The organism is Escherichia sp. E3659 (genome assembly GCF_005781135.1).
Classification (GTDB): Bacteria; Pseudomonadota; Gammaproteobacteria; order Enterobacterales; family Enterobacteriaceae; genus Escherichia.
The window spans coordinates 296171-320430 of the sequence record NZ_VATQ01000002.1 but is presented as its reverse complement, the minus strand read 5'-3'; the positions used below and the strand labels follow the sequence as shown (position 1 = coordinate 320430).

At 50.6% G+C, this 24260-nt stretch carries 24 protein-coding genes; 13 read left to right on the top strand and 11 right to left on the bottom strand.

The genetic code is table 11. The features are described 5' to 3' along the window. Window positions 1-12 precede the first annotated feature (12 nt). Both pyk and hexR read right to left on the bottom strand, forming a co-directional pair. Window positions 13-1455, bottom strand: coding sequence for a pyruvate kinase (gene pyk, locus FEK47_RS02280; protein ID WP_130223539.1), 1443 nt, complete (start codon window positions 1453-1455; stop codon window positions 13-15). A gap of 125 nt (window positions 1456-1580) precedes the next feature. Next, window positions 1581-2450 carry a DNA-binding transcriptional regulator HexR gene (gene hexR / locus FEK47_RS02275; RefSeq protein ID WP_105289041.1) on the bottom strand — a complete coding sequence of 290 codons (870 nt, stop codon included), beginning with the start codon at window positions 2448-2450 and terminating at the stop codon, window positions 1581-1583. A gap of 336 nt (window positions 2451-2786) precedes the next feature. Between hexR and zwf the strand changes: the two genes are divergently transcribed. From zwf to kdgA, 3 genes are all read left to right on the top strand, one after another. After that, the gene (gene zwf, locus FEK47_RS02270) at window positions 2787-4262 is read left to right on the top strand and encodes a glucose-6-phosphate dehydrogenase (RefSeq protein WP_130208489.1); all 1476 of its coding nucleotides are present in this window, start codon (window positions 2787-2789) and stop codon (window positions 4260-4262) included. A 234-nt stretch (window positions 4263-4496) separates the two neighbouring features. Further along, on the top strand, window positions 4497-6308 hold the full coding sequence (gene edd / locus FEK47_RS02265) for a phosphogluconate dehydratase (protein WP_135487654.1): 1812 nt from the start codon (window positions 4497-4499) through the stop codon (window positions 6306-6308). A 37-nt stretch (window positions 6309-6345) separates the two neighbouring features. After that, entirely contained in the window at window positions 6346-6987 is a 642-nt protein-coding gene (gene kdgA / locus FEK47_RS02260) for a bifunctional 4-hydroxy-2-oxoglutarate aldolase/2-dehydro-3-deoxy-phosphogluconate aldolase (protein ID WP_064529269.1), read from the top strand. A 53-nt stretch (window positions 6988-7040) separates the two neighbouring features. On the opposite strand, the gene purT is transcribed toward kdgA, so the two are convergent. Continuing rightward, window positions 7041-8219, bottom strand: coding sequence for a formate-dependent phosphoribosylglycinamide formyltransferase (purT, locus tag FEK47_RS02255; protein ID WP_135487655.1), 1179 nt, complete (start codon window positions 8217-8219; stop codon window positions 7041-7043). Window positions 8220-8360: 141 nt separating this feature from the next. Between purT and yebG the strand changes: the two genes are divergently transcribed. The 4 genes from yebG (at window position 8361) to ptrB (ending at window position 12301) form a co-directional block, all read left to right on the top strand. Further along, on the top strand, window positions 8361-8651 hold the full coding sequence (gene yebG / locus FEK47_RS02250; RefSeq protein ID WP_130208483.1) for a DNA damage-inducible protein YebG: 291 nt from the start codon (window positions 8361-8363) through the stop codon (window positions 8649-8651). Between the two features lie 66 nt (window positions 8652-8717). Next, the gene (gene yebF, locus FEK47_RS02245; RefSeq protein WP_135487656.1) at window positions 8718-9074 is read left to right on the top strand and encodes a protein YebF; all 357 of its coding nucleotides are present in this window, start codon (window positions 8718-8720) and stop codon (window positions 9072-9074) included. A 301-nt stretch (window positions 9075-9375) separates the two neighbouring features. Then, window positions 9376-10032 carry a tellurite resistance TerB family protein gene (locus FEK47_RS02240; protein WP_135487657.1) on the top strand — a complete coding sequence of 219 codons (657 nt, stop codon included), beginning with the start codon at window positions 9376-9378 and terminating at the stop codon, window positions 10030-10032. Between the two features lie 208 nt (window positions 10033-10240). Continuing rightward, window positions 10241-12301, top strand: coding sequence for an oligopeptidase B (ptrB, locus tag FEK47_RS02235; RefSeq protein WP_135487658.1), 2061 nt, complete (start codon window positions 10241-10243; stop codon window positions 12299-12301). Here the strand turns inward: ptrB and exoX are convergent. The 3 genes from exoX to holE all read right to left on the bottom strand — a co-directional run bounded on the left by exoX (window position 12298) and on the right by holE (window position 13972). Then, the gene (exoX, locus tag FEK47_RS02230; protein WP_130208475.1) at window positions 12298-12960 is read right to left on the bottom strand and encodes an exodeoxyribonuclease X; all 663 of its coding nucleotides are present in this window, start codon (window positions 12958-12960) and stop codon (window positions 12298-12300) included. The genes ptrB and exoX overlap by 4 nt on opposite strands. 24 nt (window positions 12961-12984) lie before the next feature. Then, window positions 12985-13641 carry a carbon-nitrogen hydrolase family protein YobB gene (yobB, locus tag FEK47_RS02225; RefSeq protein WP_135487659.1) on the bottom strand — a complete coding sequence of 219 codons (657 nt, stop codon included), beginning with the start codon at window positions 13639-13641 and terminating at the stop codon, window positions 12985-12987. A 100-nt stretch (window positions 13642-13741) separates the two neighbouring features. Continuing rightward, window positions 13742-13972 carry a DNA polymerase III subunit theta gene (holE, locus tag FEK47_RS02220; protein ID WP_000916758.1) on the bottom strand — a complete coding sequence of 77 codons (231 nt, stop codon included), beginning with the start codon at window positions 13970-13972 and terminating at the stop codon, window positions 13742-13744. A 138-nt stretch (window positions 13973-14110) separates the two neighbouring features. Between holE and yobA the strand changes: the two genes are divergently transcribed. From yobA to pphA, 4 genes are all read left to right on the top strand, one after another. Continuing rightward, window positions 14111-14485 (top strand): CopC domain-containing protein YobA, encoded by a 375-nt coding sequence (gene yobA, locus FEK47_RS02215; RefSeq protein WP_130218726.1) that lies wholly within the window; start codon window positions 14111-14113, stop codon window positions 14483-14485. A 3-nt stretch (window positions 14486-14488) separates the two neighbouring features. After that, window positions 14489-15361, top strand: a complete 873-nt coding sequence (gene copD / locus FEK47_RS02210) for a copper homeostasis membrane protein CopD (protein WP_138183083.1) — start codon at window positions 14489-14491, stop codon at window positions 15359-15361. A gap of 13 nt (window positions 15362-15374) precedes the next feature. Continuing rightward, window positions 15375-15716, top strand: coding sequence for a YebY family protein (locus FEK47_RS02205; protein ID WP_130208467.1), 342 nt, complete (start codon window positions 15375-15377; stop codon window positions 15714-15716). 407 nt (window positions 15717-16123) lie between these two features. Then, window positions 16124-16780, top strand: a complete 657-nt coding sequence (pphA, locus tag FEK47_RS02195) for a protein-serine/threonine phosphatase (protein WP_135487660.1) — start codon at window positions 16124-16126, stop codon at window positions 16778-16780. Here pphA and FEK47_RS02190 read toward each other — a convergent pair whose 3' ends face one another. From FEK47_RS02190 to yebS, 5 genes are all read right to left on the bottom strand, one after another. Then, window positions 16781-16972, bottom strand: a complete 192-nt coding sequence (locus tag FEK47_RS02190) for a YebW family protein (RefSeq protein ID WP_130208463.1) — start codon at window positions 16970-16972, stop codon at window positions 16781-16783. A gap of 105 nt (window positions 16973-17077) precedes the next feature. After that, window positions 17078-17314 carry a YebV family protein gene (locus FEK47_RS02185; protein ID WP_002431586.1) on the bottom strand — a complete coding sequence of 79 codons (237 nt, stop codon included), beginning with the start codon at window positions 17312-17314 and terminating at the stop codon, window positions 17078-17080. Between the two features lie 117 nt (window positions 17315-17431). Continuing rightward, window positions 17432-18871 carry a 16S rRNA (cytosine(1407)-C(5))-methyltransferase RsmF gene (gene rsmF / locus FEK47_RS02180; RefSeq protein WP_135487661.1) on the bottom strand — a complete coding sequence of 480 codons (1440 nt, stop codon included), beginning with the start codon at window positions 18869-18871 and terminating at the stop codon, window positions 17432-17434. Between the two features lie 79 nt (window positions 18872-18950). Continuing rightward, window positions 18951-21584 carry a lipid-binding membrane homeostasis protein YebT gene (gene yebT, locus FEK47_RS02175; protein ID WP_135385894.1) on the bottom strand — a complete coding sequence of 878 codons (2634 nt, stop codon included), beginning with the start codon at window positions 21582-21584 and terminating at the stop codon, window positions 18951-18953. Beyond that, entirely contained in the window at window positions 21553-22836 is a 1284-nt protein-coding gene (gene yebS, locus FEK47_RS02170) for a membrane integrity lipid transport subunit YebS (protein ID WP_135487662.1), read from the bottom strand. The genes yebT and yebS overlap by 32 nt, the downstream gene beginning before the upstream one ends. Before the next feature lie 129 nt (window positions 22837-22965). On the opposite strand from yebS, the gene msrC reads away from it, so the two are divergent. Both msrC and proQ read left to right on the top strand, forming a co-directional pair. Continuing rightward, window positions 22966-23463: an L-methionine (R)-S-oxide reductase gene (gene msrC / locus FEK47_RS02165; RefSeq protein ID WP_130208455.1), complete on the top strand. Its 498-nt coding sequence runs from the start codon at window positions 22966-22968 to the stop codon at window positions 23461-23463. Between the two features lie 96 nt (window positions 23464-23559). Further along, entirely contained in the window at window positions 23560-24258 is a 699-nt protein-coding gene (gene proQ, locus FEK47_RS02160; protein ID WP_000431365.1) for an RNA chaperone ProQ, read from the top strand. The last annotated feature ends 2 nt before the right edge of the window (window positions 24259-24260 follow it).

Below are 24260 nucleotides of genomic sequence, written 5' to 3'. Positions count from 1 at the left end.
CCGGCAACGTACTTACTCTACCGTTAAAATACGCGTGGTATTAGTCGAACCCACGGTACTCATCACGTCGCCCTGGGTGACAATCACCAGATCACCAGACATCAGGTAGCCTTTATCGCGCAGCAGATTTACTGCTTCGCTGGCAGCAACCACGCCTTCATTTGCACTGTCAAAATAGACCGGCGTAACACCACGATAAAGCGCAGTCAGATTCAGAGTGCGTTCATGACGAGACATGGCGAAAATCGGCAGACCGGAGCTGATACGGGAAGTCATCAGCGCGGTACGACCGGATTCGGTCATGGTGATGATCGCGGTAACGCCTTTCAGGTGGTTAGCCGCGTACATTGCGGACATTGCAATAGCTTCTTCCACATTGTCGAACTGAACGTCCAGGCGGTGTTTAGACACATTGATGCTCGGGATTTTTTCGGCACCGAGGCAAACACGTGCCATTGCAGCAACGGTTTCAGATGGATACTGACCTGCGGCGGTTTCCGCAGACAACATTACGGCGTCAGTACCATCCAGAACGGCGTTCGCCACGTCCATGACTTCTGCACGCGTCGGCATTGGGTTGGTAATCATCGACTCCATCATCTGGGTAGCAGTAATGACTGCGCGGTTCAGCTGACGCGCGCGACGAATCAGTGCTTTCTGAATCCCAACCAGTTCCGGATCGCCAATCTCTACGCCGAGGTCACCACGCGCGACCATCACCACGTCAGAAGCGAGGATGATGTCATCCATTGCATCCTGGCTGCAAACGGCTTCTGCACGTTCAACTTTGGCGACAATTTTCGCATCACAACCTGCATCGCGCGCCAGACGACGAGCATAATTCAGATCTTCGCCGCAGCGTGGGAAAGAGACAGCCAAATAATCTACGCCAATCAATGCCGCAGTTTTAATGTCTGCTTTGTCTTTCTCTGTCAGCGCTTCAGCAGACAGACCACCACCGAGTTTGTTGATCCCTTTATTATTGGAAAGAGGGCCGCCGACGGTCACTTCGGTGAACACTTTCATGCCCTGAACTTCTAGTACTTTTAACTGTACGCGACCGTCGTCCAGCAGCAGAATGTCGCCAGGCACGACGTCAGCAGGCAGACCTTTATAGTCGATACCGACTTTTTCTTTATCGCCTTCACCTTTGCCCAGGTTGGCATCCAGCAGGAATTTATCCCCAATATTGAGGAAAACCTTACCTTCTTTAAAAGTTGATACGCGAATCTTTGGCCCCTGAAGGTCACCGAGAATAGCCACATGACGACCCAGTTTTGCGGCAATTTCACGAACTTTATCCGCGCGCATTTTATGGTCTTCAGGCGAGCCATGAGAAAAGTTCATTCGTACGACGTTTGCACCCGCTGCGATGACCTTTTCAAGGTTATTATCGCGATCGGTAGCCGGGCCTAACGTGGTAACGATTTTGGTTCTGCGAAGCCTTCTGGACATGTAATACTCCGTTGACTGAAACAACCAGGTGTTGCTTGAACATGAATTCGCATAAACTAAAACCATTATGGTTGTAATTTAAACACATGCGAATATCGTATAAGGATAGAACAGTGATAATCGATTTAGCGATCGTCACTCAATTTAAGTAACTGCTTATCAAAGCGCGATTCCTTGAGCGCTTCCTTGACCCGCTTCAAGTTATCTCTGAATTTTGTGCCGCGTCGCAAAGTAAATCCTGTTGCCAGCACATCTATCACGGTCAACTGCGCAAGTCGAGACACCATGGGCATATAAATGTCAGTATCTTCAGGTACGTCGAGGGTAATTGCCAGCGTTGCTTCCCGGGCGAGTGGCGTACCGGCGGAGGTGAGGGCAATTACCATCGCGTCGTTTTCCCGTGCTAACTGCGCCAGTTCAACCAGATTTTTGGTTCTTCCGGTGTGAGAAATCAGCACAACCACGTCTCCGTCGCTACAATTCATACAACTCATGCGTTGCAACACAATATCGTCGGAGTAAACCACTGGAACATTAAAGCGAAAAAACTTATTCATCGCATCGTGGGCGACGGCGGCAGAAGAGCCCAGACCGAAAAAAGCGATTTTTTTGGCCTGAGTCAGGAGATCGACGGCACGGTTGACGGCAGATTTGTCCAGCGAGTGACGGACGTGATCGAGCGTGGCCATTGCCGACTCAAATATTTTCCCCGTGTATGATTCAACGCTGTCATCTTCATTAACGTTGCGATTAACATAGGGCGTGCCATTTGCCAGGCTTTGTGCCAGATGGAGTTTAAAATCAGGAAAACCGCGGGTGTCCATGCTGCGACAGAAACGATTCACCGTTGGTTCGCTAACATTGGCCTCAAGCGCCAGAGCAGCAATACTCGAATGGATCGCGTTGTCAGGCGAAGCAAGAATGACCTCGGCGACTTTTCGTTCTGATTTGCTCAAATGTTCCAGTTGAGACTGGATTTTTTCCAGCATATTCATGATGTAAAGAGACTCACGGTAATGACGATTTCCACACTGAAAGAAATCAAAATGCAGTTTGGTCTGATATTACGCCTGTGTGTCGTATTAATGACAAAAGCGGATAAAAAAGTTGTCATTTTTTTTCATAACATGATCAGTGTCAGATTTTTACCCAATGGAAAACGATGATTTTTTTATCAGTTTTGCCGCACTTTGCGCGCTTTTGCCGTAATCGCACAGGTGGATAAGCGTTTACAGTTTTCGCAAGCTCGTAAAAGCAGTACAGTGCACCGTAAGAAAATTACAAGTATACCCAGGCTTAAGTACCGGGTTAGTTAACTTAAGGAGAATGACATGGCGGTAACGCAAACAGCCCAGGCTTGTGACCTGGTCATTTTCGGCGCGAAAGGCGACCTTGCGCGTCGTAAATTGCTGCCTTCCCTGTATCAACTGGAAAAAGCCGGTCAGCTCAACCCGGATACCCGTATTATCGGCGTAGGGCGTGCTGACTGGGATAAAGCGGCATATACCAAAGTAGTCCGCGAAGCGCTGGAAACCTTCATGAAAGAAACTATTGATGAAGGTTTATGGGACACCCTGAGTGCACGTCTGGATTTTTGTAATCTCGATGTCAATGACACCGCTGCATTCAGCCGTCTTGGTGCGATGCTGGATCAAAAAAATCGTATCACCATTAACTACTTTGCCATGCCGCCAGGCACTTTTGGCGCAATCTGCAAAGGGCTTGGTGAGGCGAAACTGAACGGCAAACCGGCGCGTGTGGTGATGGAAAAACCGCTGGGTACGTCGCTGGCGACCTCGCAGGAAATCAACGATCAGGTCGGTGAATATTTCGAGGAGTGCCAGGTATACCGTATCGACCATTACCTTGGTAAAGAAACGGTGCTGAACCTGTTGGCGTTGCGTTTTGCTAACTCCCTGTTTGTGAACAACTGGGACAACCGCACTATTGATCATGTTGAGATTACCGTGGCAGAAGAAGTGGGGATCGAAGGGCGCTGGGGCTATTTTGATAAAGCCGGTCAGATGCGCGACATGATCCAGAACCACCTGCTACAAATTCTCTGCATGATTGCGATGTCTCCGCCGTCTGATCTGAGCGCAGACAGCATCCGCGATGAAAAAGTGAAAGTACTGAAGTCTCTGCGCCGCATTGACCGCTCCAACGTACGCGAAAAAACCGTACGCGGGCAATACACTGCGGGCTTCGCCCAGGGCAAAAAAGTTCCGGGCTACCTGGAAGAAGAGGGCGCGAACAAAAGCAGTAACACGGAAACCTTCGTGGCTATCCGTGTCGATATCGACAACTGGCGCTGGGCTGGCGTACCGTTCTACCTGCGTACCGGTAAACGTTTGCCGACCAAATGCTCTGAAGTGGTGGTCTATTTCAAAACGCCAGAGCTCAATCTGTTTAAAGAGTCGTGGCAGGACCTGCCGCAGAACAAACTGACTATCCGTCTGCAACCTGATGAAGGCGTGGATATTCAAGTATTGAACAAGGTCCCGGGTCTTGATCACAAACATAACCTGCAAATCACCAAGCTGGATCTGAGCTATTCAGAAACTTTTAATCAGACGCATCTGGCAGATGCCTATGAACGTCTGCTGCTGGAGACCATGCGCGGTATTCAGGCGCTGTTTGTACGTCGTGATGAAGTGGAAGAAGCCTGGAAATGGGTGGACTCCATTACTGAAGCATGGGCGATGGATAACGATGCGCCGAAACCGTATCAGGCCGGAACCTGGGGACCGGTTGCTTCGGTGGCGATGATTACCCGTGATGGCCGTTCCTGGAATGAGTTTGAGTAATATCTGCATTCATCCTTTATGGTTATTTTACCGGTAACATGATCTTGCACAGATTGTAGAACAATTTTTACACTTTCAGGCCTCGTGCGGATTCACCCACGAGGCTTTTTTTATTACACTGACTGAAACGTTTTTGCCCTATGAGCTCCGGTTACAGGCGTTTCAATCATAATATCCATGTATGAAACGCGTTGTGAATCATCCTGCTCTGACAACTCAATTTCAGGAGCCTTTATGAATCCACAATTGTTACGCGTAACAAATCGAATCATTGAACGTTCGCGCGAGACTCGTTCTGCTTACCTCGCCCGGATCGAACAAGCGAAAACTTCGACCGTTCATCGTTCGCAGTTGGCATGCGGTAACCTGGCTCACGGTTTCGCCGCTTGCCAGCCAGAAGACAAAGCCTCCCTGAAAAGCATGTTGCGTAACAATATCGCTATCATCACCTCCTACAACGACATGCTCTCCGCCCACCAGCCTTATGAACATTATCCCGAGATCATTCGTAAAGCACTGCATGAAGCTAATGCGGTTGGGCAGGTTGCAGGTGGTGTTCCGGCGATGTGTGATGGTGTCACCCAGGGGCAGGATGGTATGGAACTGTCGCTGTTAAGCCGCGAAGTCATTGCGATGTCTGCGGCTGTGGGGCTGTCCCATAACATGTTTGATGGCGCGCTGTTCCTCGGTGTGTGCGATAAGATTGTCCCTGGGCTGACGATGGCAGCGCTGTCGTTCGGTCATCTGCCTGCGGTATTTGTGCCGTCAGGTCCGATGGCAAGCGGGTTGCCAAATAAAGAAAAAGTGCGTATTCGCCAGCTTTATGCCGAAGGGAAGGTGGATCGAATGGCACTGCTGGAGTCAGAGGCTGCGTCTTATCATGCCCCTGGTACATGTACTTTTTACGGTACTGCCAACACCAACCAGATGGTGGTGGAGTTTATGGGGATGCAGTTGCCGGGCTCTTCTTTTGTTCATCCAGACTCCCCGTTACGTGATGCATTAACCGCAGCTGCTGCGCGCCAGGTTACACGCATGACTGGCAACGGTAATGAATGGATGCCGATCGGTAAGATGATCGACGAGAAAGTGGTGGTGAACGGTATTGTTGCGCTGTTGGCGACCGGTGGCTCCACTAACCACACGATGCACCTGGTGGCGATGGCGCGTGCGGCCGGTATTCAGATCAACTGGGATGACTTCTCTGACCTTTCTGATGTCGTACCTCTGATGGCGCGTTTGTATCCAAACGGTCCGGCCGATATTAACCACTTCCAGGCGGCGGGTGGTGTACTGGTTCTGGTGCGTGAACTGCTCAAGGCGGGCCTGTTGCATGAAGATGTCAATACGGTGGCGGGCTTTGGTCTTTCGCGCTATACCCTCGAACCATGGCTGAATAACGGCGAGCTGGACTGGCGCGAAGGTGCAGACAAATCGCTCGACAGCAATGTGATTGCTTCCTTTGAACAACCTTTCTCGCATCATGGCGGGACAAAAGTGTTAAGCGGCAACCTGGGCCGTGCCGTCATGAAAACCTCTGCAGTGCCGGTTGAAAACCAGGTGATTGAAGCGCCTGCTGTTGTTTTTGAGAGCCAGCATGACGTTATGCCTGCTTTTGAAGCAGGTATGCTGGACCGTGATTGTGTGGTTGTTGTCCGCCATCAGGGGCCAAAAGCGAACGGAATGCCAGAATTACATAAACTCATGCCGCCACTTGGTGTATTATTGGACCGGCGTTTCAAAATTGCGTTAGTTACCGATGGACGACTCTCTGGTGCTTCAGGTAAAGTGCCGTCAGCTATCCACGTAACACCAGAAGCCTACGATGGTGGGCTGCTGGCAAAAGTGCGCGATGGGGACATCATTCGTGTGAATGGACAGACAGGCGAACTGACGCTGCTGGTAGACGAAGCTGAACTGGCTGCTCGCGAACCGCACATTCCTGACCTGAGCGCGTCACGCGTGGGAACAGGACGTGAATTATTCAGCGCCTTGCGCGAAAAACTGTCCGGTGCCGAACAGGGCGCAACCTGTATCACTTTTTAAGACGACAAAATTTGTAATCAGGCGAGAGAAAACTCTGATGAAAAACTGGAAAACAAGTGCAGAATCAATCCTGACCACCGGCCCGGTTGTACCGGTTATCGTGGTAAATAAACTGGAACACGCGGTGCCAATGGCAAAAGCGTTGGTTGCTGGTGGGGTGCGCGTTCTGGAAGTGACTCTGCGTACGGCGTGTGCAGTTGATGCTATCCGCGCTATCGCCAAAGAAGTGCCGGAAGCGATTGTAGGTGCCGGTACGGTGCTGAATCCGCAGCAACTGGCAGAAGTGACTGAAGCGGGGGCTCAGTTCGCAATCAGCCCAGGTCTGACTGAACCACTGCTGAAAGCGGCGACAGAAGGGACTATTCCTCTGATTCCAGGTATCAGCACTGTTTCCGAACTGATGCTGGGTATGGACTACGGCCTGAAAGAGTTCAAATTCTTCCCGGCAGAAGCTAATGGCGGCGTGAAAGCACTGCAGGCAATTGCGGGTCCGTTCTCTCAGGTTCGTTTCTGCCCGACTGGCGGTATTTCTCCGGCTAACTACCGTGATTACCTGGCGCTGAAAAGCGTACTGTGCATTGGTGGTTCCTGGCTGGTTCCGGCAGATGCGCTGGAAGCGGGCGATTACGACCGCATTACTAAGCTGGCGCGTGAAGCAGTAGAAGGCGCGAAGCTGTAACAGTCAAAATGCCCGATCGTGGATCGGGCATTTTTGTCGCGTTTTTGCCAGATTTAACCTTGTACCTTTACTTGTGCGGCGGCGTGCTTCGCGCGTTCAATCGCTTCATCAACACTTTCTGCTGTAGCCAGCGCAACCCCCAGACGACGGCTACCATCAATTTCAGGCTTACCAAATAAACGAATCTGCAAACCTGCGCCAACGGCCTTCTGCACGTTGTCAAACGTGACATTCTGGCTGGTCAGTTGCGGCAGGATAACGGCTGAAGCGGCAGGACCATACTGGCGAATCCCGCCCACCGGCAGTCCCAGGAAAGCACGCACATGCAGGGCAAACTCAGAAAGATCCTGAGAAATTAACGTCACCATCCCGGTGTCATGCGGGCGAGGGGAGACTTCACTAAAAATCACCTCATCACCACAGACAAACAACTCGACACCAAACAGCCCATAACCACCCAGTGCAAGCACCACCTTGCGGGCAATCTCCTGCGCACGTTCGAGGGCCAGTGGACTCATTTGCTGCGGTTGCCAGGATTCACGATAGTCACCGTCTTCCTGGCGATGGCCTACAGGCGCACAGAAATGAACACCATCTACCGCGCTGACGGTCAGCAGGGTAATTTCGAAATCAAACTTAACGACGCCTTCAACAATCACGCGACCCGCTCCGGCGCGACCACCTTGCTGGGCGTACTCCCATGCCTGAGTCAGTTGTTCGGCAGAGCGAATAAACGTCTGCCCCTTGCCGGAAGAACTCATCACCGGTTTAACAATGCAGGGGTAGCCAATGGCGGCGACCGCCTCGCGGAAAAGGTCTTCGCTATCAGCAAAACGATAAGTTGAAGTGGGAAGCTGAAGCTCTTCCGCAGCCAGACGACGAATACCTTCGCGGTTCATCGTCAATTGTGTTGCACGCGCGCAGGGGACAACATTTAGCCCTTCCTCTTCAAGCTGGATCAGCATATCGGTAGCAATAGCTTCGATCTCCGGCACGATATAATGTGGTTTTTCCAGTTCAACAACACGGCGCAATGCGTCGCCATCCAGCATATTAATGACATGGGCGCGATGCGCGACATGCATGGCGGGCGCGTCGGAGTAGCGATCGACTGCAATCACCTCTACGCCGAGGCGTTGGCATTCGATAGCCACTTCTTTACCCAGTTCACCGGAGCCCAATAACATCACGCGAGTTGCTGCCGGACGCAGCGCAGTGCCTAATAACGTCATAACGAATATCCCCTGATTAATTCCGCGTGAAGTATAAACGAAAACGTTTGCGCGTGTCTTTATTGCTTGATTGCTTGCGTTGATTTCTCGACTGGAAAGAAATATACTGTATAAAATTACAGTTATGGTGAGAGGCTGCAAATGGCGGTTGAAATTAAATACGTAGTCATTCGTGAGGGCGAAGAGAAGATGTCGTTTACCAGCAAAAAGGAAGCCGATGCTTATGACAAAATGCTCGATACAGCGGATCTACTTGACACATGGTTGGCGAATTCTCCGGTGACAATGGAAGACGAGCAGCGTGAGGCGCTTTCTTTGTGGTTGGCAGAACAAAAAGATGTGCTTAGTACCATTCTGAAAACCGGCAAATTACCTTCTCCCCAGGTGGTCGATACTGACACGGATGGGGAAGGTGAAACCCACGCCGCCTGAAGCAACTTGCGCTCCTGATAATTTGTACCATGCTTTCTCCTGAATCATTGTGCTATGGAGAAAAACATGAAAAAAAGAGGAGCGTTGTTGGGGCTGTTGTTGGTTTCCGTCTGTGCATCAGTTTTCGCTGCCAATAACGAAACCAGCAAGTCGGTAACTTTCCCCAAATGTGAAGGTTTAGATGCAGCCGGAATCGCTGCGAGTGTAAAACGTGATTATCAGCAAAACCGCGTAGCGCGCTGGGCCGACGATCAAAAAATCGTCGGTCAGGCCGATCCGGTGGCGTGGGTTAGTTTGCAGGATATTCAGGGGAAAGATGATAAATGGTCGGTACCGCTGACCGTGCGTGGTAAAAGTGCCGATATTCATTATCTGGTTAATGTGGATTGTAAAGCGGGAATGGCGGAATATCAGCGGCGCTAATGGCTTCTGGTAATTCGATTGACCGTTGGCGGATGCGGCGCGAGCGCCTTATCCGCCCAACAACGTACCAGCCCCCACAGGCCTGATAAGAATCGCCAGGTTCGCATCAGGCAATTACAATCAAATCTACAAGCCTCAAATTAATCCCATCACCCATCACCCGGAACCTTACCTGACGTGAATTTCCTGTGAGGACTGCCTCCCGCCCCGCTTATTTGCGCATCTTTTGTCTCTATATACACTTTCTGACATCCTCATTCGCTATGCTATTGCCATTAAAATGGTGAATTGAGGAGCAAAAATGGCTAACTGGTTAAATCAACTGCAATCCCTTCTTGGGCAAAGCAGTTCTTCCTCTTCGTCTACAGATCAGGGATTGGGAAAACTTTTAGTACCCGGCGCATTAGGCGGGTTGGCAGGACTGCTGGTTGCGAATAAATCAGCGCGTAAACTATTAACGAAATACGGTACAAACGCGTTGCTGGTCGGTGGCGGAGCGGTCGCCGGTACAGTACTGTGGAACAAATACAAAGATAAAATTCGTGCGGCGCATCAGAACGAACCGCAATTCGGCACCCAAAGTACGCCGCTGGATGAACGTACAGAACGTTTAATCCTCGCCCTGGTTTTTGCTGCCAAAAGCGATGGTCATATCGATAGTAAAGAACGCGCGGCTATCGACCAGCAATTGCGTGAAGCTGGTGTTGAAGAGCAGGGGCGTGTACTTATCGAACAGGCAATCGAGCAACCATTGGATCCGCAGCGCCTGGCCGAGGGGATTCGCAACGAAGAAGAGGCACTGGAGATCTATTTCCTGAGCTGTGCGGCTATTGATATTGACCATTTTATGGAGCGCAGTTACCTGAATGCACTGGGGGATGCGCTGAAAATTCCCCAGGAAGTCCGTGAAGGAATTGAACGCGATCTCGAACAGCAAAAACGCACTTTGTCTGAATAATATCTCACTCCGTATAGCCTGATATGCCTGTTTATCGGGCTATACAAAACCGCACAGCTATTTGAGCGAATTAATTTTCGCTGGCGACATCCTTTCGATTTTCACGCCATTACCTGTCATCATCTATACAATGACCGCCCTGTTTCGCTTGCATCCCGGGTGAGTTTTGCCACCCTTATAAGATGTTTCAACCAGAAAGAACAATAACATGCTACCAAAAGCCGCCCGCATCCCCCATGCCATGACGCTTCATGGCGACACGCGCATCGATAATTACTACTGGCTGCGGGACGACACACGCTCGCAGCCGGAAGTGCTGGATTACCTGCAACAAGAAAATAGCTACGGTCATCAGGTCATGGCGTCGCAACAAGCTTTGCAGGATCGGATATTAAAAGAAATCATTGACCGCATACCGCAAAGAGAAGTCTCTGCACCTTACGTCAAAAATGGCTATCGCTACCGGCAAATTTATGAACCTGGTTGTGAATATGCAATCTACCAGCGTCAGTCGGCGTTCAGTGAAGAGTGGGACGAATGGGAGACTCTGCTCGATGCGAACAAACGGGCGGCGCACAGTGAATTTTATTCAATGGGCGGAATGGCGATTACGCCCGATAACACGATTATGGCACTTGCAGAAGATTTTCTTTCCCGACGCCAGTACGGTATCCGTTTTCGCAATCTGGAAACGGGCAACTGGTATCCTGAACTGCTTGATAACGTGGAACCCAGCTTCGTCTGGGCGAATGACTCCTGGACATTTTATTATGTTCGCAAGCATCCGGTGACGTTGTTGCCGTATCAGGTCTGGCGGCATGCCATTGGCACTCCAGCATCTGAAGACAAACTGATTTACGAAGAAAAAGACGATACCTTTTACGTCAGCCTGCATAAAACGACGTCGAAACACTATGTGGTTATTCACCTTGCCAGCGCAACTACCAGTGAAGTTCAGCTGCTGGATGCAGAGCTGGCCGATGCCGAGCCGTTTGTCTTTTTACCGCGTCGCAAAGATCACGAATACAGTCTTGATCACTACCAGCATCGGTTTTATCTGCGCTCCAACCGCAACGGCAAAAATTTTGGCTTATACCGTACCCGTATGCGTGATGAGCAAGCGTGGGAAGAGTTAATCCCACCGCGCGATAACATCATGCTCGAAGGCTTTACGCTGTTTACTGACTGGTTGGTGGTTGAAGAGCGTCAGCGTGGGTTAACCAGTCTGCGGCAAATCAACCGCAAAACGCGGGAGGTTATCGGCATTGCCTTTGATGATCCGGCTTACGTTACCTGGATTGCCTATAACCCGGAACCTGAAACCTCACGATTGCGTTATGGCTATTCCTCCATGACTACGCCAGATACATTGTTTGAACTGGATATGGATACCGGAGAGCGTCGGGTATTAAAACAAACGGAAGTCCCTGGTTTCGATGCGGCGAATTACCGCAGCGAACACTTGTGGATCACCGCTCGTGATGGCGTCGAAGTGCCTGTTTCGCTGGTCTATCATCGCAAGCATTTCCAGAAAGGCCACAACCCGCTGCTGGTATATGGATATGGCTCGTACGGCGCAAGCATTGATGCCGATTTCAGTTTTAGCCGCCTGAGTTTGTTGGATCGCGGTTTTGTCTACGCCATTGTCCATGTCCGTGGCGGCGGCGAGCTGGGGCAGCAATGGTACGAAGACGGTAAATTCCTGAAAAAGAAAAATACCTTTAATGACTATCTCGATGCCTGCGACGCATTGTTAAAACTGGGCTACGGTTCACCTTCACTCTGTTATGCGATGGGGGGCAGTGCTGGCGGTTTGTTGATGGGCGTTGCAATTAATGAGCGCCCCGAGTTATTCCACGGCGTGATTGCCCAGGTACCGTTTGTTGATGTTGTAACAACGATGCTTGATGAGTCGATTCCTCTTACTACCGGCGAATTTGAAGAGTGGGGAAATCCGCAGGATCCGCAATATTATGAGTATATGAAAAGCTACAGCCCGTATGACAATGTCACGGCTCAGGCTTATCCGCATCTGCTGGTAACGACCGGATTACACGATTCACAGGTGCAATACTGGGAACCGGCAAAATGGGTGGCTAAGCTGCGCGAGCTTAAAACTGATAACCATCTATTATTGCTTTGTACCGACATGGATTCAGGGCATGGCGGTAAATCCGGACGTTTTAAATCCTACGAAGGCGTGGCAATGGAATATGCTTTTCTGATAGCCCTTGCGCAGGGGACATTACCAGGCCAATCAGCGGGTTAAACACTCTCCAGATAATGCTTCAAGGTTAAACGTAACTCCGGGCTCATACTGTCAAGGTTGTTAAACAACCAGCGCAGATAGCCCGGATCGCGCTTTGCAACGTCTGATACGGCTTTACCGCGATACTTGCCAAACGTGAACGTCGTCAACAACGACGGCCGCCCGGTGATATCCGCCATCTGCTCCGCCGTCCAGCCTGATGTGTTCATAATATCGATAAGCAGGGCTGCGGTAATATAGCAATCATACAGCGCGCGGTGGTGATGCAGACCCGATGGTGTCTGGACATTCAGCTTGCGCGATTTATACAGTGCCATATTGCTATACTTGATTCCTGGCCACAAACGACGAGCCAGTTTCATGGTGCAAATCCACTCACCGGGCATTTCTGGCAATACCCGGCGGTCAAAACTGGCATTGTGGGCGACATACCATTCGCTACCGTAATAGTGCGGGATAACTTCTTCAATCCACGGTTTGTCGGCAACCATGGACTCTGTGATACGGTGAATCGCCATGGCTTGTGGACTGATGGGACGGTCGGGACGCACCAGGTGGCTCATAGGGTTGACGATTTTCCCGTTAACAACATCAACAGAGGCAATTTCAACGATCCCTCCCTGCAAACCGCAGGTTTCTGTATCGATAATGCGCAACATGGTCATGCTCCAGGAAGAAAACGCCTAGCGTAATGGAATGATATCGCCTTGCCAACCCTGCGAAGAGCGCTGGCCAACCAACAAAAGCGAACCGCGATCGGCGCGGACAATAAGGCGGCCATGTTCATCCCACAGCGCGCTGTTCCCGCGGGCGTTCGCCATTAGTACGGCGATGGAGTATTGATGTGAGAAAAACTCTAAGCGTCGAGTGGAAGCCGACAAATCAGGCTCGCTGATGCACTGGCCTGTGGTGAAGAGTGAACAGGTCGGGTCCATATCAATACCTTCAGGTTGTCCATCCACTACAGTGATGGTTTTAGAAAGTTGACCCAGGCATGCGCCATGACTTTGATGATAAATTCCTGGCGTTTTCATCCAGGGGGCGAATACTGCAATACCGCGAATAAAACGCTCATTATATTCAACGGGAAGGCCAGCAATAATGGTCATTCGCGAGGTTGTTGCTGCATAACAAAGCGGGTCTAAAAGCGAGAGATCGGGCGGAGACGGAAGCGCACGTCGTTTGTAATCACATCCAAGTAGAGAAAGTGAGGGAAAAACCAAAAGTTCGCACTGGTGTCTGGAGGCAGCCCTCACGAACTCCAGATGATGGGCTACCTGTTCAGTGAGTGAAGCATTACGAGGCTCATATTGTGCTGCTGCAACTTTCCAGTACGACATGATGACTTCCTTTTCATAGTGTCTGCGAATAATGGCGTGTATGAGAAAATACTTATAATTTAGCAGGCACCATGTAAGAAAGTGTAACTTAATATAAGGTTTATTTAAGTTTGGGCTCGTAAGGTAAACGTGACAGATTTACAGAGGCGAGACGGTGGGCGATAAGGCGCTCACGAAACCAGCCACGCAAGTGTTCCGGTTGTTCACGTTCAACCGCTTCAGCAATCACCGGCATATTGTACCGTTCTTTAAATGCCACTCCGGCAGCGGCCAGATCGACATTTACTTTATCCATTTCAGTTTGATCCAGTTTGGCCAGATTCTTCAGCATACGGTGTCTCCTCGTTAATTGCGGGCAAAAGTTACTAAGAGTCAGCCAGGATGGCAAGCCTGAATTGATGATCCTCGACTCTCTCATTAGACAAGGTTATGCTCTGTAAAAAACTCATTACAAAAAGGAATAGATAATATGGTTTCAACTGCGCGTTCTCTTCGTTATACGCTGGCAATCATTGCTGGTTTGCTGGCGGCCCCTTCCGTCTGGGCTCATGCGCACCTGACTCACCAGTATCCTGCGGCGAATGCGGCGGTCACCGCTGCCCCACAGGCCGTTACTTTAAATTTCTCTGAAGATATTGAACCTGGATTCAGTGGGGCCAAAATCATCGGCCCGAAGAATGAAAATGTTAAAACATTACCCGCGAAGCGTAATGAACAAGACAAAAAGCAATTGATCGTTCCGCTTGCCGACGCCCTGAATCCCGGAAGTTATACCGTTGACTGGCATGTTGTTTCGGTGGACGGGCATAAAACCAAAGGGCAGTACACCTTTACTGTGAAATAAAGCATGCTAGCGCTTACCTGGGTCACACTGCGATTTATCCATTTTATCTCTCTGATGCTGGTTTTTGGCTTCGCGATGTACGGGGCATGGTTGGCACCAGTGACGATTCGTCGATTATTGACGAAGCGTTTTTTGCGTTTACAACAGCACGCAGCCGCATGGAGTTTGATCAGTGCCGCAGCGATGTTCGCCGTTCAGGGTGGGTTGATGGGGGCGGGATGGCCAGATGTAGTTTCGCTGAGCATCTGGCAGTCGGTGTTACAAACGCACTTCGGAGGCGTCTGGATCTGGCAAATCGTTCTCGCTCTCGTTACGTTGACCGTCGTTCTGATGCAACCACGGAATATGTTGCGGTTACTGTTTATGCTGACTACCGCGCAATTTATCCTGATGGCGGGTATGGGACACGCGACATTAAATGAAGGATTAACCGCAAAAATTCATCAGACCAATCACGCCGTACATCTTATCTGTGCAGCCGCATGGTTTGGAGGGCTACTGCCGGTTGTCTGGTGTATGCGGCTGGTGAAAGGGCGCTGGAGACGCCCGGCCATTCATGCGCTGATGCGTTTTTCCTGGTGCGGACATTTTGCTGTCATTGGCGTGCTAGTGAGTGGTGTGCTCAATGCATTACTCATCACGGGATTTCCCCCCACGCTTGCCTCTTACTGGGGCCAGCTCTTATTGCTCAAAATCATACTGGTTATGATTATGGTGGTTATCGCGCTGGCAAATCGTTATGTTCTGGTCCCAAGAATGCGGCATGATGAAGACCGGGCTGTTCCCTGGTTTGTATGGATGACTCAACTCGAATGGGCGATAGGCGCGGTGGTACTGGTGATTATCAGCCTGCTAGCGACTCTGGAACCGTTTTGATGGATTACGATAAATGATGAAAAAAAGTATATTGGCGTTTTTGTTGCTCACCAGTTCCACTGCGGCGCTGGCGGCTCCTCAGGTGATTACCGTCAGCCGTTTTGAAATTGGCAAAGACAAATGGGCGTTTAATCGCGAAGAAGTGATGTTGACATGCCGACCGGGTAATGCGCTGTATGTCATCAACCCCAGCACCCTGGTTCAATACCCTTTGAACGATGTTGCGCAAAAAGAAGTTTCCAGTGGGAAGACTAAGGCCCAGCCTATTTCGGTGATCCAGATTGAAGATCCCAACAAACCCGGTGAAAAAATGAGCTTGATGCCATTTATAGAACGAGCTGAAAAACTCTGCTAGTTACCTGAGTTAGCTTTTTGATTTGCCAAAAAAAACGCCCAGGATCTTTTATCAGATCGGGCGTTTTTTTTACTTTTAAAACGATGATAAAGACGCTTTTTTCTGACCACTTTTCGTGTGGACTGGAAAACCTGGCGTCGTCATCTATTCTTAAAGGGCAAGGCAACTAAGCCTGCATTAATGCCAACTTTTAGCGCACGGCTCTCTCCCAAGAGCCATTTCCCTGGACCGAATACAGGAATCGTATTCGGTCTCTTTTTATCTATTAAGCCAGCGGATGAATACATCACTGTTTTCCCTGTGCTGACTTCACAATCAACCATAACACACACTCTACTGCTTCAGTCCAGCCTTTTTTAACATTTATGTTAAAATAATGTGACCTTCTGCGCGGGAGTAAAAAATTGATGAAAGAGGCAGGCCGCACCTATCAGAAAATTGATGGCAGCCATTGGCGACATATCTGGTTGGTGGGGGATATTCATGGCTGCCTTGGGCTACTGCGTATCAAATTATGGCATTGCCGTTTTGACCCGTGGCAAGACTTATTGATCTCGGTAGGTGATGTTATTGATCGTGGTCCGGAGAGTTTACGTTGTCTTCAACTACTGGAGCAACGCTGGGTCAGAGCGGTAAGAGGCAATCATGAGCAGATGGCGATAGATGCGCTGGCCACGCAGCAGATGTCTTTATGGTATATGAACGGTGGCGACTGGTTTGCTGCACTGGCAGATAAGCAACAGAAGCAAGCAGAAAGGGCGCTCAGCAAATGCCAGCATTTACCATTTATTCTTGAATTAAACAGTCGCACCGGCAAACACGTTATTGCCCATGCTGATTATCCTGACGATGTTTATCAATGGCAAAAGGACGTCGATTTGCACCAGGTATTGTGGAGTCGTTCGCGATTACGTGAAGGCCAAAAAGGGCAGGGAATTACCGGTGCTGACCATTTCTGGTTTGGTCATACGCCGTTACCTCATCGGGTGGATATTGGAAACTTGCATTATATAGACACCGGCGCCGTCTTCGGAGGGACACTCACAGTGGAACAACTCCAGTAATTAAAAGTCACTGTACTCCTGCGCGGGCCGCCAGAACCCATCAATAAAATCCTCAACAGGAAAGCAGCCGCCGTGGCGGATCCGTTGATCGTCCATTGAGTAGACGCACTGCTGTTCCGTGTTGTAAACATCAACAACAATATCTTCACAGCCAGCGTCCAGATAGCAAACAAAAAGTACCAGCGCGAACATTTCATCCTCGAAGTGTGGTGCCGTACCGTTAAGTTTAGGAGAGGATTTTACTTCGGGGAAATAACCAGAATAAATAACCCGCCATGCCGACGGGTTCTTTTTGGATCATGCAAGACGCATAATCCAGGCATCAGACTTTTGATCGTAGCGGGTACGGTACAGGACAGAGTGTTCGCCGTTTAGTAGAGCTGGAATGCTGGTTTCGGCGTCCCAGGCATCCAGTTGCATACATAAATCGGGGTCAGATTTACAAGGAATTGTTAATGTTCGATCACCTGGCGATTCGCCGTGTAACTCGCCGTCATCGATTTCAAAAGCGCCTATGCGCACACTGGTTTTCATCTTCGTGCTCTCCATTTATCTGCCGGTTGTGGTACGACCAGTCCGATCGCACCATTTTTCAGCGTAGTTGAGGCAGGCGAATGTGCCAGTCAAAAAGTGCGCTTTTTTTGTGCGCTATCAGGCGTTACCGGTAAAAAGTTTCCCATCGCGCACCAGTTCACGCGGGTAACTGTTTTTCAGTCGCGAGCCAATACGTTTGGCTAAACCTATTGGCTGATGCTGGAAGGTTACCAGCACATCATCCGTAGTTGGCACGGTTTGCGGGTAAACATCGCGCCCGCGATACCACTCTTCCGCTTCCTGAGGCGTCAGTTCGAAAGCGTTCGTATGGTTCGGGGATGCCAGGGCAATAACCGCTTCATGCTGCCAGCGATAACCTTTGTTATGCGTTTCGGCCAGCTTAATTCCCAGACGGGAAAATCGGACTTTACCGATCAGGGCTTCAATGCCTGCCGGGAACAGCCAGAGTTCTTTATCGCGCTGCCAGAGACGCAGATTTTCATCCCACTGTAAGCCAACGGCAGTTGCCGCCTGGCGAATTTGTGTGGCTTCGCGATCTTTGATTGGGCTAAACGGGAAATTACCCACTTTGTATTTCGGTGCGGGTAAGGCGGGAATCGACTGTGTTTTGCGTAGCCGGGCAACGAAGAAGCCTTCGCAGTCGTAAATTTGTGGGAAAACGTGCAAAAAGCCTTCTTCGGTGAGCGCCTTGTCCGCGCCAGGGAAGAGATCGCCAAGCGGTAAAAACTCTACTGCGTCGGGGTAAGTCTCTTTCAGCCACAGGCAAACGGCTTCGTTTTCTTCCCGGTTTAAGGTACAGGTCGAGTAAACCAGCGTACCGCCAGGGCGTAATGCATGAAAGGCACTGTCGATCAGTTCCCGTTGGGTGGCAGCAATTTCCTGATTGCTTTCCGGTGACCAGTTTTTCAGTGCGTCGGGATCTTTACGCACCACGCCTTCGCCAGAGCAGGGGGCGTCCAGTAAAATGGCGTCGAACATTTCTGGTAACGCCGCACCAAAGACGCGGCCATCAAAATGAGTCAGAGACACGTTACGGATACCGCAGCGACTGATATTGGCATGTAACACTTTTACCCGGCTGGCGGAAAACTCATTGGCAAGAATCGCCCCTTCGTTATTCATGCGAGCGGCAATTTGCGTGGTTTTTGAACCAGGCGCGGCGGCGACATCCATCACCCGCTGTGGGGTATTATCGTCGGCAAACAATGCGGCAACGGGCAACATTGAACTGGCTTCCTGAATATAAAACAGGCCGCTTAAATGCTCGGCGGTACTGCCCAACGGCAATGTTTCTTCATCATCGCGTTCAATCCAGAAACCTTCTTCACACCACGGAATCGGCGTTAGCGTCCAGCCGTAAGGGGCGGTTAATTGCAGGAAATCAGCAACGGAGATTTTCAGGGTATTTACGCGAATGCTGCGGCGCAACGGGCGCTGACAGGCGGCGAGAAAATCATCAAAAGAGAGCGTCGAAGGCATGGCTTCGCGCATTTGTGTCAGAAAGGCGTCCGGGAAATAAACGGTATGTTGGGCCACGAGCATGTACCACTGGCAAAAAAACAGGCGCGCAGTTTAGCATAAACGCTCCGGCGCAGGCACGCCGGAGCAATGTGGCTTATCGGGGGAGTGCTGTTCCCCATTCACGCCACTCTTTCGGTTCACTTTCCTGCAACAGGAAGTGTTTGCCTTCCTGGGCTTTCGGTGCCAGCGGCGTACCTGGAGGCGTGGCGAAGGCGATCCCGCCACGGATAAACTGGTTAAAGGTACCGGTTTTCACCACGCCGCCCGTCAGACCGAAGTCCAGACTGTAGCCCGAAGCTAGCCAGAAGACGGAATTGTTACGTACCAGGTGCTGGTAACGTTTACTGATGCGCATCGCAATCATCACGCGATCTGACAATGTCCCCAGCGTCATTCCGGTGACTGTACCTACTTCCAGACCACGGAACAGTACTGGCGTACCAACACCTAACGAACCGGCTTCCGGCGCTTCAACAATAATGCTTAAGCCATCAAGGTAACGAGAGTCAGTAATGGTGGCTTCTTGCAATTCAAAGTCACGGCGAGGATTACCCCGACCTGGTTCGACGTTGATATACGGCTGGAGGATCGTATCAAGATGTTCAACGCCTGCTGCCGAAATTTGCGGTGTGACCACTGAGAAGCGTGTACCACCGCGCGCAAAGGTCTGGACATATTCCGGATAGAGCACCGCCTTTGCCTGTACTTCATTGCGCGCGGTGATCAGATCCAGAGTCTGGATTTGCCCGATATCAATACCGAGATAGCGAATTGGCATACCGACCGCCAGTTTTCCGGCATCGAAAGCGTGGAGCGTAATCTGCCCGCCAACCGCACGAGCCGCTGTTTCGGAAGCATACAGAATCCGCTTATCGCCTTTACGTTGGCTGGCGCTGGCACCGCTGAGATTATCGAAGCTGATGGCCCCCTTTAACGCCCGCGAAAGCGGTGACGCCTGAACGGTCAGGCCGCTGCCGTTAAGTTGAACTTTCGCGCCGCCTTCAGCCCAGAACACGCTGTTGCTGGTCAGCAGGTTGCGATATTCCGGTTTAATATGCAAATCGATATCGAACGCATTGGCCCGTGGACGTACGGTAATCACTTCACCGACCTCAAATTTACGGTACAGCACTACCGACCCTGCCTGCACATCCGGCAGTGTCTCCGCACTTAAACTCACGGTCGTGGTAGGTAAATCACTAAGACTATTTTCGAGGGCTTTTTCCAGATTGGCATACAGCGGATAGCTGGCTTTCATCTCGCCTTTGTCGCCGGGCAGAATACGGATCCCGCCGTTGAGCCATTCTGAGGCACTGGCACCGAGAAACTCGACACCATCCAGACCCACTTTCACGTCGACACGACTATTAACGACAAATTTGCTGTCGCCTTTTACCAGTTCGCGATGCTGGGGTTCGATAGCGACGGTAAATGTCACACCTTTGCTGGTGAGTTTACGGTCGATAACCTGACCTACCTGTACGCCGTGAAGAATGAGCGGCTGACCGGCATCAATTCCATAGCTTTCTGGTGCAGTCAGGGTAAGCGTCAGAACATCGGGTTCATGCAGTAAAGCTTTCTCGCCAGGCACAACGACAAACTCTTTGCGTGGCTCGCCATCACCCGGTACCAGTTCGAACGTTTTGCCGGTCAACAGGGCGCTGAGATTGGCGTCGTTGAGAGATAACTTCGGGTTACGTAATTCGATGCGGGTGTTTTCACGAAGCAGGGTGACGACGCTGGGATCGACGGTCATTTCCCCGGTGACTTTCCCTCCTGGGTTTAAATTCAGTTTGGTCAGTTGCCCGACTTCCAGCCCCTGGTACATGAGCGGCGTTGAATCGGCGTTTAATCCGGCTCCACCTGGTAGATCCAACTTTATGATCACCCCACGCTGGCTGTGGGCGAGATCCTCATACAGACCAAAGGTATCTTCCGGATCGGCAGGTTTCGACTCTTCTGGTGAATCGAAGGCAATCGCACCGTTAACCAGGGCAGCCAGACTTTCCAGTTTCACCTTCGCGCCACTGATACTGACATTGGCATCAACACCAGAAACGTTCCAGAAGCGGCTGCCTTTTTTCACCAAATCGGTGAAACGCCGCTCAATCAGGACATCAATCACCACGCCTTGCTTATTGGGATTGATCGCATAGTCATAGACGCGTCCCACCGGAATTTTGCGGAAATAGACCAGCGAGCCGCTGTTCAATGAACCGAGATCGGGGGCTTGCAGGTGAATCATCAGATCACCATTATCCAGCCGATATTTTGGCTGGGTATCGAGCGCCACAAAGTGATCCTGCTCTTTACCTTTACCCGGCATCATGCCGATATAGTTACCGCCGACCAGCGCATCAAGCCCGGAAACACCTGCCAGTGAGGCTTTCGGCGTCACCAGCCAGAACTGCGTCTCTTCGCGCAGGGCATCTTTCATATCGGACTTGATGCTGACCTTCACTTCAATCTTACGTAGATCATCGCTGAGGCTGACATCCTGCACTGTGCCGACTTCAACGCCCTGATAACGAACAGGCGTGCGACCTGGAACAATGCCGTCTGCCGACATAAAGTCGATGGTGACGGTATTGCCTCTGTCCTGATAACTACCCCAAATCAGCCAACCGGCAATCATTAGCGCGATGAACGGCAACAGCCAGAAAGGTGAGATACGGCGTTTAGTTTTAATTTGCGCTTCAGTCGTCGAAGCGGGCGTTTCCTGACTCATGTGCATCCCAAAGTAAGCGGCTGTCCAGCCATTCCACAGCAAGAATAGTCAAAATAACCGCTGCGCCGAAATAAAACGCAGCGGGTCCCATAGTAAAAGCAAGGATCTGATCGCGATTAATCAGCGACATGGTTAATGAAATGACAAACAGATCGAGCATCGACCAGCGGCCAATCCAGGTCACCATCCGCAATAGCAAAATCCGCGTGCGTAAGCCTTGCTGGCATTTAAAATGAATGCTTACCAGTAAAGTAAACATGACGATGACTTTGGTGAACGGCACCAGGATACTGGCGATAAAAACAATGCCGGCAACTGCAATATTGCTGTTTGCCAGCGACATAATTCCAGAAAGAATCGTATCTTTTTGTCGTCCACCGTTCAGGTAGATGATCGAAATAGGCAGCAGGTTGGCAGGTAACAATAAGACAATTGAAGCCAAAAGCGCCGCCCAGCATTTTTGAATACTATGATGGCGACGCAAGCGAAGTGGGATATGGCAACGGGGGCAACGACCGCGCGGATCGGGATAGCCGGTAAAGTGACAACCCAGGCAAACGCGTAATTTCTCATCCCTACGCGTGGCAGGGCGCTGCGGATAAAATCGCTCCCACAGCTGTTCAACATTAAGATGTGACAACGTCACCGTTGTTAAAATCACCAGCGCGAAAAAAGAGAATAGCCCGACGCCCGCCTGGATATGGGCGTAATCCTGTACCTTTATAGAAGCAACGCCAATGCCGACCAGATAGATATCCAGCATTACCCACTCTTTTAGTCGCTCCAGCATCAGCAACACCGGGCGTAAATTCATTCCCAGTCGATTGCCAAACCATAAATAAGCAATAGAAGTCACCAGTATGAGAGGAGCACCTATAACGCAGAAAAACACCATTGCGCCGGTTATCGCATCGCCCTGTTTGGTCATCTGCCAGATGCCTTGCATTACATTGGCGTCGATACGGATACCTAACAGCCAGATATGTAATAGAGGTTCGCCCCAGGCAAAAGGCATAAGCAACAACATAGTAAAAGCCATTGCTGCCAGCCTTGTGAGCGACCAGTCACGCCCATCGCGAATTTTCGCCTGACAGCGCGGGCAATAGGCACTCTGGTGAGAATTTATCTCGGGCAGGCTAAACAGCATGTCACATTGCGGGCAACGTTGATAATCACCACGCGGTAGTTCCTCGCCAATTGCGCTCACTGTTATCTTTTTTGTCGGCGTAATTTGTGGGGTGTTAAGAGCCATGACATGCCAAATGTGATAAGAATTAACATTTATCTTAACCCATGATGGGAATGATCTTGAGCATTAACGCATTTAATGCTTATTTTAATAGGCTGGCAGTTCCAGGTAAGACAACTAAGTGATTATATAATGAACAAAACAGAATTTTACGCGGACTTAAACCGCGACTTTAATGCGTTGATGGCGGGAGAAACCAGCTTTCTGGCAACGCTGGCGAATACCAGTGCTTTGTTATACGAGCGTCTGACTGACGTAAACTGGGCTGGGTTTTATTTACTTGAGGACGATACGCTGGTACTCGGGCCGTTTCAGGGCAAAATTGCCTGCGTACGGATCCCGGTAGGGCGTGGCGTGTGTGGCACTGCAGTTGCCCGCAATGAAGTACAGCGAATCGAGGATGTTCACGCCTTTGATGGGCATATCGCCTGTGATGCGGCGAGTAATTCTGAAATCGTTCTGCCGTTGGTGGTGAAAAATCAGATTATTGGCGTTCTCGATATCGACAGTACTGTCTTCGGTCGCTTTACAGACGAGGACGAGCAAGGCTTACGTCAGCTTGTGGCGCAGCTTGAAAAGGTGCTTGCAACGACGGATTACAAAAAATTCTTTGCGAGCGTCGCAGGATAATCAACGGATAACGTAGCATTTACTGATGACGTCATTATAATGACGCCTGTTCATGCCTGCGCTTGTTGGCTACGTCCGTTGTAATCAGGAAATTTCATGGAAAATCAACCTAAGTTGAATAGCAGTAAAGAAGTAATCGCGTTTCTGGCCGAACGTTTTCCCCACTGTTTCAGTGCGGAAGGTGAAGCGCGTCCGCTGAAAATCGGTATTTTTCAGGATTTGGTCGATCGCGTTGCTGGGGAAATGAACCTTAGCAAAACGCAACTGCGATCCGCTTTACGTCTCTACACTTCGAGCTGGCGCTATCTGTATGGCGTTAAACCAGGCGCGACGCGTGTCGATCTCGACGGCAACCCATGCGGTGAGCTGGACGAGCAGCATGTAGAACATGCTCGCAAGCAGCTTGAAGAAGCGAAAGCGCGCGTCCAGGCGCAGCGTGCCGAACAGCAGGCGAAAAAACGCGAAGCTGCCGCAGCTGCAGGTGAGAAAGAAGACGCACCACGCCGCGAACGCAAGCCACGTCCTGCTGCGCAACGCCGTAAAGAAGGCGCCGAGCGCAAACCTCGCGCGCAGAAACCGGCTGAGAAAGCGCCAAAAACAGTAAAAGCACCTCGCGAAGAACAGCACACCCCAGTTTCTGACATTTCAGCTCTGACTGTCGGACAAGCCCTGAAGGTGAAAGCTGGTCAAAATGCGATGGATGCCACCGTATTAGAAATCACCAAAGACGGCGTCCGCGTCCAGCTGAATTCGGGTATGTCTTTGATTGTGCGCGCAGAACACCTGGTGTTCTGAAA